The organism is Streptococcus mitis SK575 (genome assembly GCF_000257865.1).
Taxonomy (GTDB): Bacteria; Bacillota; Bacilli; order Lactobacillales; family Streptococcaceae; genus Streptococcus; species Streptococcus mitis_CQ.
In genome coordinates, this window is record NZ_AICU01000029.1 from 1 (window position 1) to 1,308 (window position 1,308).

1 protein-coding gene is annotated in these 1,308 nt (G+C 41.1%); it reads left to right on the top strand.

Annotation, left to right across the window (positions count from 1 at the left end):
• Window positions 1-148: 148 nt before the first annotated feature.
• Window positions 149-1,300, top strand: coding sequence for an MFS transporter (locus tag HMPREF1048_RS05215; protein WP_000808687.1), 1,152 nt, complete (start codon window positions 149-151; stop codon window positions 1,298-1,300).
• Window positions 1,301-1,308 lie beyond the last annotated feature (8 nt).

The following is a 1,308-nucleotide window of genomic DNA, read 5'->3' on the forward strand; positions in this document are numbered from 1 at the left end:
CTTTGATTTTCATTGAGTATAAGACACAAGGGATTCATTTTCGAGTTTAAGAAGGAGTCTATACACCAAAGAGGCTTCTTCTTTTCTTACTTGTTTGATAACTATCAAAAGAGACAGAAGATTAAGAGAAAATATAGAAAGAGATTTCATGAAACAATTTTTAGAACGGGCCAGTATTTTGGCTCTCTCCCTCGTTTTGATTACATCCTTTTCCATCTCGAGTGCCCTGCCAGCCATGTTTGACTATTATCAAGGCTATCCTAAGGAACAAATTGAGCTCTTGGCGAGCTTGCCTTCCTTTGGAATCATGATTATGTTATTACTAAATGGTTTCTTAGAAAAAATCTTTCCTGAGCGCTTACAAATTAGTTTGGGATTGCTGATTTTATCACTGAGTGGAACAGCACCCTTTTGGTTCCAAGCTTATCCTTTTGTCTTTGGAACACGGATTCTTTTTGGTTTAGGTGTTGGGATGATCAATGCCAAGGCCATTTCTATTATCAGTGAACGCTATCAAGGAAAAACGCGAATTCAGATGCTAGGGCTACGTGGCTCTGCAGAGGTCGTAGGGGCCTCTCTCATTACCTTGGCAGTCGGACAGTTGTTGGCTTTTGGTTGGACAGCTACCTTCCTAGCCTATAGTGCTGGATTTTTGGTGCTGACTCTTTATCTGCTCTTTGTACCTTATGGAAAAGAAAAGAAAGGAGTCAAGAAAAAAACGAAGGAAGCAAGTCGCTTAACTCGGGAAATGAAAGGCTTGATTTTTATCCTAGCTATAGAAGCGGCAGTTGTAGTTTGTACCAATACGGCTATTACTATTCGTATTCCAAGCTTGATGGTGGAAAGAGGACTGGGAGATGCCCAGTTATCTAGTTTTGTTCTTAGTGTCATGCAGTTAATCGGGATTGTGGCTGGTGTGAGTTTTTCTTTCTTGATTTCTATCTTTAAAGAGAAACTGCTCCTATGGTCAGGTATTACCTTTGGCTTAGGGCAAATTGTGATTGCCTTGTCTCCATCCTTGTGGGTTGTAGTGGCAGGGAGTATTCTGGCTGGTTTTGCCTACAGTGTAGCCTTGACGACGGTCTTTCAACTGGTCTCTGAACGAATTCCAGCTAAACTCCTCAATCAAGCAACTTCATTTGCAGTTTTAGGCTGTAGTTTCGGAGCCTTTACGACTCCATTCGTTCTAGGTGCGATTGGCTTGATGACTCACAATGGGATGTTGGTCTTTGCTATCTTAGGATCTTGGTTAATTGTAACCTCTATCTTTGTCATGTACCTACTTCAAAAGAGAGCTTAGGATTGGTT

Coding starts and splice junctions, on each gene's coding strand:
- HMPREF1048_RS05215 (WP_000808687.1), top strand. CDS start 149: ATGAAACAATTTTTAGAACGGGCCAGTATTTTGGCTCTCTCCCTCGTT.